Below are 13,408 nucleotides of genomic sequence, written 5' to 3'. Positions count from 1 at the left end.
AGGAAGGCGGCGATTAGTTCGCCGCCTCTTTCTTCGTTGTTTTCTTGGCTGCGGGTTTCTTTGCAGCGGTCTTTTTGGCCGCCGGTTTCTTCGCTGCCACCTTTTTTGTTGTTGTCTTCTTTGCGGCGGCTTTGGTTGCCTTGGCCGGTTTGCCCGATTTGGCTTCCTTTTCCTTCAGCGCCGCAATGGCCATTTCCAGCGTGACATCTTCCTTGTTTGTGTCACGCGGCAGGTTAGCATTGGTTTTCTTGTGTTTGACAAACGGCCCCCAACGGCCATCAGCCAGGAATATCGGCTCGCCGTCATCCGGATGTTTGCCGATTTCTTTGCCGGCCTTTTCGCGTTTGTCTGCAATCAGCGCAATCGCACGGTTTTCACCAACCGTCAGAACGTCATCCTCGGCCTTAAGCGACGCAAAGATGCTGCCTGCCTGAACATAGGGGCCAAACCGACCAACATTGGCCTTGATTTCCTCGCCGGTGTCGGGGAATACGCCGACCAGACGTGGCAATGTCAGCAATTCTTCCGCCTTGGTCAGATCGACAACCGATGGCTCCAGCCCTTTTGGAAGGGATGTCCGCTTCGGCTTGACCTTTTTGGGTTTGCCGTTCTTGCCTTCGACTTCCTCTTCTTCACCCAGTTGCACATAAACGCCATACGGGCCTTTGCGCAGGGTGATTTCCTTGCCGGTTTCCTTATCGATGCCAAGCACCTTGGGCCCGGCATCAAGTTCGGAATCACCGCCATTTTCATTGGCAACCAGCGGACGGGTAAAGTTGCATTCCGGATAATTCGAACAGCCGAGGAACGCACCGAATTTGCCGAGCTTGAGGCTCAGCGTGCCATCGGCACATTTCGGGCATTTATGCGGGTCTGTACCATCTTCGCGTGCCGGGAACAGGTAATTTTCAAGCATCACCTGAAGCGCATCAAGCACATCGGTGATTTTCAGTTCCTTGGCTTCGTCGACATTGCCCTTGAATGCGGCCCAGAACTGGTTCAGGACATCGCGCCAGGCAAGGCTGCCGTTTGAAACGTCATCAAGCTGGTTTTCCAGATCGGCCGTAAAGTTGTACTGCACATAACGTTCAAAGAATTTCGACAGGAACGCCGTGACCAGACGGCCGCGATCCTGTGCGACAAAGCGGCGCTTGTCCAGCGTCACATAATCGCGATCCTGCAACACCGAAATGATCGACGCATAGGTCGACGGACGGCCAATGCCCAGCTCTTCCATCTTCTTGACCAGGCTTGCCTCGGTATAGCGGGGCGGGGGCTGGGTGAAATGCTGGTCGATACTGACTTTGCCAAGATCAGGCTTCTGGCCTTCTTTTAACGGCGGCAGACGGCGATCATTTTCGTCCTCGGTCTCGTCATCCTTGCCTTCCTGATATAGTTTCAGGAAACCGTCGAACTTGACGACCGAACCATTGGCACGCAGAACCACGTGATTGTCATTCGATGACAGATCAACCGCAACCTGATCGAATTTGGCGTCTTCCATCTGGCAGGCGACGGTACGTTTCCAGATCAGGGTATAAAGGTTCAACTGATCCTTATCAAGATGACGGGCAACCTGATCGGGACGACGGAACAGGTCGGTCGGGCGGATGGCCTCGTGGGCTTCCTGTGCGTTCTTGGCCTTGTTGGCAAAGCTGCGTGCGCTTGGCGGCAGGTAACTTTCGCCGTAATCCTTGGAAATCAGGCGGCGTGCTGCGGCCAGTGCCTCGCCAGAAAGAACCACGGCGTCGGTACGCATATAGGTGATCAGACCAACCGTCTCGCCACCGATATCAACCCCTTCATAAAGGCGCTGCGCAAGTTGCATGGTGCGTTTTGCACCAAAACCAAGCTTGCGCGATGCTTCCTGCTGCAGGGTCGATGTGGTGAAAGGCGGCTGCGGACGGCGTTTGACGTCCTTGCGTTCGACCTTTGAAACCGTATAGCTGCGGCTTTCGACCTTTTCCTTGGCAATCGTTGCCGCACCCTCGTTGCCCAGTGCCAGCTTGTCCAGCTTCTCACCGTTCAGATGGGTCAGGCGCGCGGTAAAGTTGCCCTCAGGTACCTTGAAACCGGCTTCGAGTGACCAGTATTCGTCGGGGCGGAATGCTTCGATCTCGATCTCGCGTTCGCAGATCAGACGAAGGGCGACGGACTGCACGCGACCTGCAGACCGCGAACCGGGTAATTTGCGCCACAGGACAGGCGACAGATTAAAGCCCACCAGATAATCAAGGGCACGGCGCGCCAGATAGGCATCGACCAGTTCCTGATTAAGCTCGCGTGGATTGGCAATCGCGTCCGTTACGGCCTTTTTGGTGATCTCGTGAAACACGACACGATGAACGTCGCGACCGCGCAAAAGCTTTTTCTGTTCCAGAACTTCCAGAATATGCCACGAAATCGCTTCCCCTTCGCGATCCGGGTCAGTCGCGAGATAGATGGTGTCGGCATCGCGTGCAGCCGATGCGATCTCGCGGATCTGTTTTTCCGAACGGCCGTCGGTTTCCCAGACCATCGAAAAATCGTTGTCGGGATCAACCGATCCATCTTTTGACGGAAGATCGCGGATGTGACCAAAAGAGGCCAGCACCTTGTAATCGTCACCGAGATATTTATTGATCGTCTTGGCTTTGGCCGGGGATTCGACGATGACAAGATTCATTACGTTTTTCGTGTCCGGTTCTTGCGCCCTGGGGCGATAATGTATGTCGTGCTGCGAATGATCCGAATGTCCGACACTTATATATAGTGTGACCGTCTTTCAGATCAGATTGCGCAAATTGCGGCAAATCACAACAATATTGTCGCAGCACGGAAGTCTGCGACACTCATTCGGCGATACGCGATACCCTATTTCCGGGGTGACGTTCAACCCTTCCTGCAAGCTCAAGCTCAATCAGCATGGTCGAAATCACATCGGCAGGCATGCCCGATGCCCGGATAAGCTGATCAATCAGTAGCGGGCTGGTCGACAATAGCTCGAGAACATCTTCTGTTCCGCGCCCCTCATTTCGTGATCGGTCATTTACCCCGGTTTCTTCTTGGTTATCAACGCTTTCAGAGCTGTCATCAATGGTGCCGGTTCTGGCATCGCGTTCGATGGATTTGGTGATGTCGATGAAATCATCTGACTGGCCGTTTACGATTGTCGCACGGCTGTCGATGGCAAAATGATGAATTCCTTCACGCAGATGGTTGTTTTGCAGCGAAACACGCAAGGCATCCAAAATCACGTCAACGGAGTCGCACAGAATTGCACCATCCCGGATCAGGCTGTTGGGACCTGCTGCGCGGGGATCGGTCGGACTGCCCGGAACGGCAAAAACATCGCGACCCTGTTCACCGGCAAAACGCGCGGTGATCAGCGATCCCGAATTGCGCCCGGCCTCGACCACGACGATGCCATGCGAAAGTCCGGAAATGATCCGGTTGCGCCGTGGAAAATGCCGTGCCTGCGGATTTAATCCCGGCGGCATTTCCGAAATCACACAGCCATTTTCACAAAGCTTGCGATAGAGATCGGCATGTTCCCGCGGATAAACCACATCAACACCGCCGCCCAGAACCGCAACGGTGCCACCAACTGTATTTGCGACCTGCAGGCAGGCATCGTGAACTGCGCCATCAATCCCGCGCGCCATACCCGATGCCACGACATATCCTGCCTCGCACAGGGCGGCTGATAAACGCCGGGCAAACCCGCATCCATTGGCCGATGCATTACGGGCTCCGACGATCCCGATGGTTGGTCTGGTTAAAAGTTCAACGCGTCCGAGTGCATAAAAATAGGGTGGGGCATCCTCGATCGCGGCCAGCATCGCCGGATATTCAGGATCGCCGATAATCACCGGCTTGGCATCGCAGGCCCGCGCCTGATCAATTTCGGCAATCGTGTCTTCACGCGTCGCCAGAACAATCTGCCGCTTGCCCCCGGTGCGTGCGATAATATCGGGCAGGGCGTCAATTGCGTTGCGTGCTGATCCGAACCGCTCGATCAGCTTGCGGAACGTGACCGGTCCGACATTGGCACTGCGCGCCAGTCGCATGCGTGCGAGGCGTTCGGATTGCGCTAATCGTATGGGTTGTTGTGTGTCTGAAACCATAACGCCCGGATTGTGATCATCCGGGCGTTGTTTCGTCAAGCTATTCGAATTGCGGCCTATTCTTCGCTGGCAGCCGCGGCTTCTTTTTTCTTCTGGCCGATTTTGGGTTCCTCGCCTTTGATCAGGCGGCGGATATTGCTGTGATGAGCACCCCAGACAATCACGGCAAGGAAGATCGCAAGCCATCCGGCACCGGGATCATTGGCGATCAGGAAGGCCGCAATCGGGGCGGCGATCATCGCGATAAGCGCCGAAAGCGACGAAATGCGGAAAATCAGCGCCATGACAAGCCACGTCGCTGCCGCGACAAGCCCCATGATCCAGTTTACCGCGACAAGGGTGCCAAGGGTGGTGGCAACACCTTTACCGCCCTTGAAACGCAGCCAGACGGGGAACATATGCCCGATAACCGCGGCGCCACCGGCAAAAATACCGGCTTCGGCACTGACGAAGTGGGTAAAAAGCAGGGCTGCCGCTGCACCTTTACCGACATCACCGACAAGGGTCAGGAACGCCAGAAACTTGTTCCCGGTACGCAGCACGTTGGTCGCACCGATATTGCCTGATCCGATCTTGCGGATATCGCCAAGTCCGGCCATCCGCGTCAGAACAAGGCCAAACGGGATCGAGCCCAGCAGATATCCGCAAACAGTTGCAATCTGGAGCGACATCAGGGTTGCCTTGTAAGTGGCATCAAGTTCCATATTCACGCGCCTTCCGCGACAGAGGGATCGGCAAAGACCTCGCGACCATCAATGATGGTGCGAAGGACACGGCCTTGGGTCAGGCGGCCGTCAAATGGCGAGTTTTTCGATTTTGACTCGAACTGATAGGGATCGATCTTCCACGGGCGATCCGGATCAAACAGCACCAGATCGGCAGCCGTCCCGATTTCAAGCGTGCCGGCACCCTTGATGCGCACCAGTCCCGCAGGGGCGGTTGTCAGCTTGGTAATCACATCCAGCATCGACATATGCCCGTTGTGATAAAGCTCAAGCGTGATCGGCAGAAGCGTTTCAAAGCCAACGCCACCGGCGGCGGCCTGTGCAAAAGGCAAGCGTTTGGAGTCAACATCCTGCGGATTATGGTCCGATGCGATGGCGTCAATCGTGCCATCGGCAAGGCCCGCCACAATCGCTTGTCGGTCATCTTCGGACCGAAGCGGCGGCGATAGCTTGGCAAAGGTTCGGTAATCCGAAACCGCATTTTCATTAAGTGCGAAATAGAAAGGTGCGGTATCGCACGTGACCTTAAGGCCGCGTTTCTTGGCCTTGCGGATTATCTCGACCGATTCTCCTGTCGAGATATGGGCAAAATGCAAACGTCCGCCCGTCATTTCAACCAGCCGCAAATCGCGTTCGATCTGCATGACTTCGGCAAGTGGCGATACACCGCTAAGGCCAAGACGGGTGGCAAGTTCGCCGCTATTCATTGCCGCACCCTTGGAAAGTTCCGGCTCCTCGGGATGCTGGACGATCATGCCGTCAAAGAAGGTCGAATAGGACAATGCCTGCCGCAGCAACCGCGCACTGGCGATGGTTTTTACGCCATCGCAAAACGCTACGGCACCGGCCTGATGCAAAAGGCCCATCTCGGTAATTTCGCCACCTTCGATGCCCTTTGATACTGCGCCATAGGCAAAAACCTTGGCCAGGCCAACCTTGCGGGCGCGACGTGCGATAAATTCAACCCCTGCAACATCGTCAATCACCGGATCGGTGTTGGGCAGGGCGATGATCGTGGTGATCCCGCCAGCCGCCGCCGAACGACCGGCGGTTTCAATGGTTTCCTGATGTTCGAAACCCGGATCGCGCAATTGTGCGCGCATATCAACAAGTCCGGGCGCCAAGCACGCACCCGCAGCATCAACAATCTCGCAATCCTTGGGAAGATTGTCGCGCGTGACCTTTGCGCCGCAATCAATGATCTTGCTGTTTTCAATCAGGATGCCGCCCGTGCTGTCGGTTTGTGCGGCCGGGTCAAGCAGGCGTGCATTGATGATGGCCTTGCGGCCCGTGCCCTTTACGCGAATGGCGGGGGTCATGCCTGGCCTCCAAGCTGTCTGTGGTTCTGGACCAGCAATTCAAGGGCGGCCATGCGCACCGCAACCCCCATTTCAACCTGTTCGCGGATGACGGATCGTTCAACGTCGTCGGCGACTTCACTGTCGATTTCGACGCCGCGGTTCATCGGGCCAGGATGCATGATCAGTGCATCGGGCTTGGCATTGGCAAGCTTGGCGCGATCAAGGCCGTGGAAATGGAAATATTCGCGGACGGACGGGATAAAGCTTCCTTCCATGCGTTCCAGCTGAAGGCGCAGCATCATGACGATGTCGCAATCCTTGAGGCCTTTTTCCATGTCATGGAAAATCTCGACCCCCATCCGGTCGATCTTTGACGGGATCAGGGTCGGGGGGGCGACAAGGCGCACGCGCGATCCCATGGTATTGAGCAGCAGGATGTTGGATCGGGCGACGCGCGAATGCGCGATATCGCCGCAGATCGCAACGTTAAGCCGATGCAGGCGGCCCTTGTGACGGCGAATGGTCAGCGCATCAAGCAATGCCTGTGTCGGGTGCTCGTGGCGGCCATCCCCGGCATTGAGTACCGCGCAATTGACCTTCTCGCTCAGAAGCTTGACCGCACCGCTGTCGCCATGGCGGACCACAAGTGCATCCGGGTTCATCGCATTGAGCGTCATCGCGGTATCAATCAGGGTTTCACCCTTTTTGACCGAACTGGTGCCGACCGTCATGTTGATCACCATCGCGCCGAGCCGCTTGGCAGCCAGTTCGAACGATGTCAGCGTTCGGGTCGAGTTTTCATAGAACAGATTGACGACCGTGGCCCCGGCAAGAATGTTGCTGGTCTTGTCTGCGGTGCGGTTCTTTTCCGCATAATGCTGGGCACGATCAAGAATAAGGGTGATTTCCCCCGGGGTAAGACCTTCGATACCGAGGAGGTGAGGGTGCGGATAGTGATCCGCCGCTGGTCCCATGACACTCATGGCGTTGCACATATTCCTTAAATGGTATGGGCAGAATTTCGCGCGGAGCATACCCAATTGCCCCTGTCACGGAAAGTTAAAATATTGCCCCAAAAAGCTGACCGGATGGTCAGTATTTCACCTGGTTTACATCAGACTACATGCAGCAAAACCGCAAGGATCGGTATGGTGATAATCGCGACAAGCGTGTGAACCGTAATGATGCTGGCCATCATCGGTGCGTCACCGCCCATCAGGCGGGCCAGTACAAACGCACTGGCCGAACAGGGGAGCCCTGCATAAAGCACAACTGCCGCCAGTTCCACCGGCGGCAGGCCGAGCAAAAGACACAGCCCCGCTGCAATCGCCGGGCTGATGACGAGTTTGCCCAGTGTCGAAAACCCGACCGGCCCCCCGGCACGTCGTGCCGCCGAAAGATCAAGCCCCGCACCAACCGCCAGAAGCCCGATTGGCAATGCCGCACGCCCCAGAACTTCCAGAAACGGCCCGATCACTGGCGGCAGGCCAAATCCCGTCATATTGATCGCGATGCCCAAAACACACGCCATCAGCAACGGATTGCGCAGAACATCGCGCAAAAGCGACACCGCACCGGGTGTGCGTTCATTATCCCCCCAATGCGCGCAGGCCAGAACCGACAGCACATTGACCGTCGGCACGACCAAGGCAACGCAAAGGGCGGTCACCGTCAATCCGGCTTCGCCCAGAAGGGCGGCGGCAACCGCAAGCCCGATATAGGTATTGGGTCGGATCGCTCCCTGAAACAGCGATGAAAAGGCCGGGTTGCTGACTTTCAGAACCGGTTTGGTGATCAGGATAAGAACGGTGCAGATGAAAACCGTGCCCAGCATCGCAGTCGCAATCCCCGCCAGCGGCAGACTCCCCAGATCGGCCTGCGCAGTATTGGAAAACAGCAATGCCGGGAATGTCACATAATAGGTCAGCTTTTCCGCCCCAGGCCAGAACGCATCAGGCAGGAATTTGCGTTGCCGTAGGATGAAACCAAGCACGATCAGGGCAAAGGTCGGGATCAGGGCGGACAGGATGGCTAACATGGGGCGCTTTCGAAAATATCTTGCGGCACGATGGGCCGGTTATTAATCGGTTGTTATGTGATTTGATGTGATGGTTTGCATTGCGACGGTCCTGTCTGACATTGTATCGACAAGACTGTTTGTTTCATTGCATGTCCATCCTGTGATAATGAGCATGGGTCAGATAATGCGTGCAACGCACTGATTTATCAATTGAAAGAAATTCCTGCGCTGTTAGCACTGCAAACAGGAATGCAATCAGGGGAATGCCCATGAGCCGCTCAATCGATCATCTGGTTTTATGTGTCAATGATCTTGATGCGGCCTGTGATGCCTATCGCAAGCTGGGCTTTACCGTCACCCCGCGCGCCAATCATCCGTTTGGCACCGGCAACGCCCTGATCCAGCTTGATGGCATGTATATCGAATTGCTTACCGTGATCGAGCCGGAAAAAATCGCCGAAACCGATCTCGCAGCACCGTTTTCCTTCCCGATTTATAATCGCGATTATCTGCGTCAGCGTGAAGGCATGTCGATGCTGGCGCTGCAATCACGCGATGCGGAAAAAGACCGGGAGGCTTTCATTGCCGCCGGTGCCGCCGTTCCGCGTGTCTTCAAGTTCGAACGCGAAGCCACCCGCCCGGATGGTTCTCTGACCGATGTGGCATTCTCGCTTGCCTTTGCCAATCACCCGTTGCTGCGTCACGCCGTAACATTCGTTTGCCAGCATCGCCACCCGCCGCAGAATTTCTATTATCCGGAATATCAGACGCATGCCAACGGGGCCTATGCGGTTGGCAAGGTGTTCCTGATGCATTGGGCGGCCGACGCGGTATCGGATTTTGTCGCCGAAATAGGCACCAACAAGATTGTCGAAGCCCTTCACAGCGATGAAATGGTCACCCGTTTTGGCATTGATGATCCGCTTTTCCCGACCGACGGATTTGCCGGGTACGAAATCATCGTTGACCGGATTGATGCCATCGCCGAGGCCGCCCAATCCATGGGGGCAATTCATAAGAAGGGGCGGCTGATCCTGCCGCCATCCAAATTCTTCGGGACCCTGATTGTCTTCAAGGCCAAAGAAAAAGCCGCCTGACATATCAGACGGCCTTATCGGAAATCTTGAAATGGCCCGGTTTGATCGGGCGAAAAATCAGGCGTCTTCGTCGCCGATTTCGTCCTCATCGTCATCGTCCGGATTTTCATACGGATCGGTGTGAAGATTAAGGTTATCAAGCGCACCCTGGAGGATATAGGCCGCAGCCGTTTTATCGACAACTTCCGCACGGCGTTTGCGGGTCATGTCGACATCCTCGATCAGGATGCGTTCAACCGCGTTGGTCGAAAGACGTTCATCCCAAAGCAGGATCGGCAGATCGATATAATTCTGCATTTCGTCGACAAAGGCATAAACCCGGTGGCAGGCCTTGCCGATCGTGCCGTCAAGCTCACGCGGAAAACCGATGATGATACCACCGACATTCTGTTTGGTGATGATCGCCGAAAGTTCGGCAATATCCCGCGTGAATTTCTTGCGCGAAATCAGCGAATAGGGGGACGCGATCTGTAGCCCGACATCCGAAAGGGCCACGCCAATGGTCTTGGTGCCGAGATCCAGCCCCAAAACGCGTGCTGCCGGTGTCAAAAACCGCAGCAATTCCTGTGTGTCATTGCAAATCATGGCGCCCTTATAGGTGCGTTGCCCGAAAAACGCCAGCGCATTTCAACCGGCGAAACGCAATACTGACATGCCTGAAACGTCGGTGAAAGCATGGCTTTGCCCCCGATGTCCGCCATGATCAGGTGGCAACTTTCCCAGCTGTTGGAAAAGTTGCCGAAATTGGCTGTCTCCGGCCCTTGCGGCGGGGGCAGCGGGGTGCTAGTTTCCGCGCTGTAATTTCAAGTTCCGGCAGGCTGGCTGCTTGCCGGGTGTTTTGTCATTCCTTAAGAGAGACTTTCATCCATGTCGTCTTTGGATAAGGAAACAGTTCGCAGGATCGCCTTTCTGTCGCGTATCAACGTGTCCGAAGAAGGGCTTGGCGAACTGGCGGGAGATTTGACCCGTATCCTCGATTTCGTCGAGGAACTGCAAGAAGTGGATGTCGAGGGTTGTGATCCCCTGACGTCGGTTGCCGATCTGACCCTGCCGATGCGCAAGGACGAAGTCACCGATGGCAATATCCAGCAAAAAGTGCTGTCAAACGCACCGATGACCGATGCTGGCTGTTTTGTTGTGCCGAAGGTGGTTGAATAATGACTGATCTGACAAATCTGACGCTTGCCGAGGCCCGCGACGGGCTGGCAAAGGGCGATTACACGTCGGTCGAATTGACCGAAGCCCACATCAAATCGATGGAAGCGCACCGTAATCTGAATGCTTACATCACCGAAACCCCGGACAAGGCCATCGACATGGCCAAGGCTTCGGATGCCAAGCGCGCCAAGGGCGATGCGGGTAAAATGGAAGGCCTGCCGATTGCGATCAAGGATCTGTTCTGCACCGAAGGTGTCCAGACGACCGCAGCATCGCACATCCTCGAAGGTTTCAAACCGGAATATGAATCCACCGTCACCACCAATCTGTTCAATAACGGCGCGGTGATGCTGGGCAAGGCCAACCTTGATGAATTTGCCATGGGGTCGTCCAATACGTCGTCCTATTATGGCAATGTCATCAACCCGTGGAAGGGCAAGGATGGCAAGGATCTGGTTCCGGGGGGCTCGTCTGGTGGTTCGGCTGCTGCCGTTGCCGCGGGCATGGCGCTGGCGGCAACCGGTACTGATACCGGTGGCTCGATCCGTCAACCGGCTTCCTATTGCGGTATTGTCGGCCTGAAGCCGACCTATGGCCGTTGCTCGCGCTGGGGCATTGTCGCCTTTGCAAGCTCGCTTGATCAGGCTGGTCCGATGACCAAAACCGTTCGTGACGCTGCGATCATGCTTGGTGCAATGGCCGGACACGATGCCAAGGACAGCACATCCGCCCCGGTTGCGGTTCCTGATTTCGAAGCCGCCCTGACGGGGGATATTCGCGGCATGAAAATCGGTATTCCGAAAGAATACCGCGTCGATAACATGCCCGAAGAAATCAACAAGCTGTGGGATAACGGTATTGCGATGCTGCGCGATGCGGGTGCCGAAGTGGTCGATGTGACCCTGCCGCACACCAAATACGCGCTTGGCACCTATTATATCGTCGCCCCGGCCGAGGCATCCTCGAACCTTGCGCGCTATGACGGCCTGCGTTACGGCCAGCGCGTCATGGACGAAGGCGACAGCTTGGACGACATGTATATGAAGTCCCGTGCTGCCGGTTTCGGCAAGGAAGTCCAGCGCCGCATCATGATCGGCACCTATGTGCTGTCGGCTGGTTACTATGACGCCTATTACAACAAGGCGCTCAAGGTCCGTCGTCGCATTTACGAGGATTTCGCGACCGCATTCGGCACCGTTGATGCCATTCTGGCACCGACCGCACCGTCGGCGGCCTTTGCGATTGGCGAAAACGAAGACGATCCGGTCAAAATGTATCTGAACGACGTCTTTACCGTTCCGGCAAGCCTTGCGGGTCTTCCGGGCCTGTCGCTGCCGACGGGCCTGTCTTCCGAAGGTCTGCCGCTTGGTCTGCAGCTGATTGGTAAACCGTTTGACGAAGAAACCGTTCTGCGTGTCGGTGGCGTGCTTGAAACTGCCGCCAACTTTACCGCGAAACCGGCCGGGCAGGAGGGCTGATCCATGACCTATATCATCGAAGGTTCAACCGGCCCTTGGGAAATCGTTGTCGGTCTGGAAGTCCACTGTCAGGTGGTTTCCAAATCCAAGCTGTTTTCCGGTGCATCGACCACATTCGGTAACGAACCGAACACCAATGTCAGCCTCGTTGACGCGGCCATGCCTGGCATGTTGCCGGTCATCAACGAGGAATGCGTGCGGCAGGCCGTCAAGACCGGGCTTGGCCTTAAAGCCAAGATCAATCTTGAAAGCGTCTTTGCACGCAAGAACTACTTCTATGCCGATCTGCCGCAGGGCTATCAGATTTCGCAGTTCGACAAACCGATCGTCGGCGAGGGGACCATCATCCTCGATATGCCTGATGGCTCGACCAAGTCGGTTGGCATTGAACGCCTGCATCTTGAACAGGATGCTGGTAAATCGATGCACGATCAGGACCCGAAATATTCCCATATCGATTTGAACCGTTCGGGCGTTGCCCTTATGGAAATCGTATCCAAGCCTGATATACGCACCCCGGAAGAAGCCGGTGCATACCTGACCAAGCTGCGCGCGATCGTACGTTACCTTGGCACGTGCGATGGTAACATGAACGAAGGCTCGATGCGTTGCGATGCCAACGTTTCGGTCCGTCGTCCGGGCGCTGAATTCGGCACGCGTTGCGAAATCAAGAACGTCAACTCCATCCGTTATGTGATGCAGGCGATCGAGATCGAAGCAAAACGTCAGGTCGAAGTCATCGAAGCCGGTGGCGAAATCGTTCAAGAAACCCGTCTTTATGATCCGCGTCTGGGTGAAACCCGTTCGATGCGGTCCAAGGAAATGGCACATGATTACCGCTATTTCCCGGATCCGGATTTGCTGCCGCTGGTATTCGATCTGGCATTCGTTTCCGAAATCGAAAAGACCCTGCCAGAACTCCCGGACGAGAAAAAAGCCCGCTTCATGCGCGAAAACGGACTGTCGGCTTATGATGCCGGTGTTCTCGTTGCCGATCAGGAAAAGGCCGCCTATTACGAAGTCGTTGCCAAGGGCCGTGATGGCAAACTTGCCGCGAACTGGGTGATCACCAACCTGTTTGGTGCGCTCAACAAGCTGGAAGTTCCTGTCACCGAAAGCCCGGTTACGGCCGAAAATCTCGGCAAGCTTCTGGACCTGATTTCGGACGACACCATTTCGGGCCGTATTGCCAAGGACGTCTTTGAAATCATGATCGAAACCGGAAATGACCCGGAAAAGATCGTCGAAGAAAAAGGTCTGAAGCAGATCACCGATACCGGTGCGATTGAAACCGCGATTGACGAAGTCATTGCGGCCAACCCGGACAAGGTTCAGGAAATCCGCGACGGCAAGGATCGCATGCTGGGCTGGTTCGTTGGCCAGGTCATGAAATCCACGGGCGGCAAAGCCAACCCGGGCATGGTCAACCAGATGCTCCGCGACAAAATCCTCGGCTGATTTCAATCATCAGAAGATGTCCAAAAGCCGCCCGTTTCGATCTGAAACGGGCGGCTTTTCATTAT

Annotated in this window: 11 protein-coding genes; 4 read left to right on the top strand and 7 right to left on the bottom strand. The window is 55.7% G+C overall.

Going from position 1 to position 13,408, the window contains the following annotated elements; all coding sequences use genetic code 11:
• Nucleotides 1-13 precede the first annotated feature (13 nt).
• The 6 genes from topA to J7395_RS16080 all read right to left on the bottom strand — a co-directional run bounded on the left by topA (nucleotide 14) and on the right by J7395_RS16080 (nucleotide 8,170).
• The gene (gene topA, locus J7395_RS16105) at nucleotides 14-2,665 is read right to left on the bottom strand and encodes a type I DNA topoisomerase (protein ID WP_209222374.1); all 2,652 of its coding nucleotides are present in this window, start codon (nucleotides 2,663-2,665) and stop codon (nucleotides 14-16) included.
• Nucleotides 2,666-2,831: 166 nt separating this feature from the next.
• Complete coding sequence (gene dprA / locus J7395_RS16100; RefSeq protein ID WP_247742206.1) at nucleotides 2,832-4,145, bottom strand: DNA-processing protein DprA; 1,314 nt, start codon at nucleotides 4,143-4,145, stop codon at nucleotides 2,832-2,834.
• 17 nt (nucleotides 4,146-4,162) lie between these two features.
• On the bottom strand, nucleotides 4,163-4,810 hold the full coding sequence (gene plsY / locus J7395_RS16095) for a glycerol-3-phosphate 1-O-acyltransferase PlsY (RefSeq protein ID WP_170954087.1): 648 nt from the start codon (nucleotides 4,808-4,810) through the stop codon (nucleotides 4,163-4,165).
• A gap of 2 nt (nucleotides 4,811-4,812) precedes the next feature.
• A complete protein-coding gene (gene pyrC, locus J7395_RS16090) occupies nucleotides 4,813-6,150 on the bottom strand; it encodes a dihydroorotase (RefSeq protein ID WP_209222372.1) in 1,338 nt (445 codons plus the stop codon).
• A complete protein-coding gene (locus J7395_RS16085) occupies nucleotides 6,147-7,106 on the bottom strand; it encodes an aspartate carbamoyltransferase catalytic subunit (RefSeq protein WP_209222571.1) in 960 nt (319 codons plus the stop codon). The genes pyrC and J7395_RS16085 overlap by 4 nt, the downstream gene beginning before the upstream one ends.
• 140 nt (nucleotides 7,107-7,246) lie before the next feature.
• The gene (locus J7395_RS16080; protein WP_209222370.1) at nucleotides 7,247-8,170 is read right to left on the bottom strand and encodes an AEC family transporter; all 924 of its coding nucleotides are present in this window, start codon (nucleotides 8,168-8,170) and stop codon (nucleotides 7,247-7,249) included.
• A gap of 251 nt (nucleotides 8,171-8,421) precedes the next feature.
• On the opposite strand from J7395_RS16080, the gene J7395_RS16075 reads away from it, so the two are divergent.
• On the top strand, nucleotides 8,422-9,249 hold the full coding sequence (locus J7395_RS16075; protein ID WP_209222368.1) for a VOC family protein: 828 nt from the start codon (nucleotides 8,422-8,424) through the stop codon (nucleotides 9,247-9,249).
• A 57-nt stretch (nucleotides 9,250-9,306) separates the two neighbouring features.
• On the opposite strand, the gene ruvX is transcribed toward J7395_RS16075, so the two are convergent.
• Nucleotides 9,307-9,834 (bottom strand): Holliday junction resolvase RuvX, encoded by a 528-nt coding sequence (gene ruvX / locus J7395_RS16070; protein ID WP_062949140.1) that lies wholly within the window; start codon nucleotides 9,832-9,834, stop codon nucleotides 9,307-9,309.
• Between the two features lie 282 nt (nucleotides 9,835-10,116).
• Between ruvX and gatC the strand changes: the two genes are divergently transcribed.
• From gatC to gatB, 3 genes are read left to right on the top strand one after another with little or no spacing between them, the layout of a single operon-like run.
• Nucleotides 10,117-10,407, top strand: coding sequence for an Asp-tRNA(Asn)/Glu-tRNA(Gln) amidotransferase subunit GatC (gatC, locus tag J7395_RS16065; protein WP_007089905.1), 291 nt, complete (start codon nucleotides 10,117-10,119; stop codon nucleotides 10,405-10,407).
• A complete protein-coding gene (gatA, locus tag J7395_RS16060; RefSeq protein ID WP_209222366.1) occupies nucleotides 10,407-11,885 on the top strand; it encodes an Asp-tRNA(Asn)/Glu-tRNA(Gln) amidotransferase subunit GatA in 1,479 nt (492 codons plus the stop codon). Before gatC ends, gatA begins: the two co-directional genes overlap by 1 nt.
• 3 nt (nucleotides 11,886-11,888) lie before the next feature.
• The gene (gene gatB / locus J7395_RS16055) at nucleotides 11,889-13,343 is read left to right on the top strand and encodes an Asp-tRNA(Asn)/Glu-tRNA(Gln) amidotransferase subunit GatB (RefSeq protein WP_209222364.1); all 1,455 of its coding nucleotides are present in this window, start codon (nucleotides 11,889-11,891) and stop codon (nucleotides 13,341-13,343) included.
• Nucleotides 13,344-13,408 lie beyond the last annotated feature (65 nt).

It is taken from the genome of Thalassospira sp. A3_1 (genome assembly GCF_017744215.1).
In the GTDB taxonomy this organism is placed as follows: domain Bacteria; phylum Pseudomonadota; class Alphaproteobacteria; order Rhodospirillales; family Thalassospiraceae; genus Thalassospira; species Thalassospira lucentensis_A.
Note: the sequence above shows the minus strand (reverse complement) of the source record. Positions and strands in the feature narration are given on the sequence as shown.